Raw genomic sequence first — 504 nt, forward strand, 5'->3', positions numbered from 1 at the left:
TCTACTCTCCCAGAACCCTGCGGTTCAAGTACCATCGACGCTGGAAGGCTTAACGGTCGTGTTCGAGATGGGAACGCGTGGATCCCTTCCGCCATCATCACCAAACAGTCAAAGCGTTTGTTTGCGCCTTGAAAACTAGATACGAAACTCAACGTAAAGTMYTWCTCTTAGGAATTTTGGTTAAGCCCTCGACCGATTAGTATTCGTCAGCTGCATRCGTTGCCGCACTTCCACCTCGAACCTATCAACCTCGTCGTCTACAAGGGGTCTTACATACTGGGAAATCTCATCTTGAGGGGGGCTTCGCGCTTAGATGCTTTCAGCGCTTATCCCCTCCGTACATAGCTACCCAGCTATGCCTCTGGCGAGACAACTGGTACACCAGCGGTACGTCCATCCCGGTCCTCTCGTACTAAGGACAGCTCCTCTCAAATTTCCTACGCCCGCGACAGATAGGGACCGAACTGTCTCACGACGTTCTGAACCCAGCTCGCGTACCGCTTT

General features: G+C 52.4%; 2 rRNA genes. Both read right to left on the bottom strand.

What is annotated here, in order from left to right:
* A 5S ribosomal RNA gene (rrf, locus tag AB4114_RS35875) occupies positions 1 to 105 on the bottom strand; the annotation flags it as partial.
* A 71-nt stretch (positions 106 to 176) separates the two neighbouring features.
* Positions 177 to 504: ribosomal RNA gene (locus AB4114_RS35880) — 23S ribosomal RNA — on the bottom strand; the annotation flags it as partial.

It is taken from the genome of Paenibacillus sp. 2RAB27 (assembly GCF_052115445.1).
Classification (GTDB): Bacteria; Bacillota; Bacilli; order Paenibacillales; family NBRC-103111; genus Paenibacillus_E.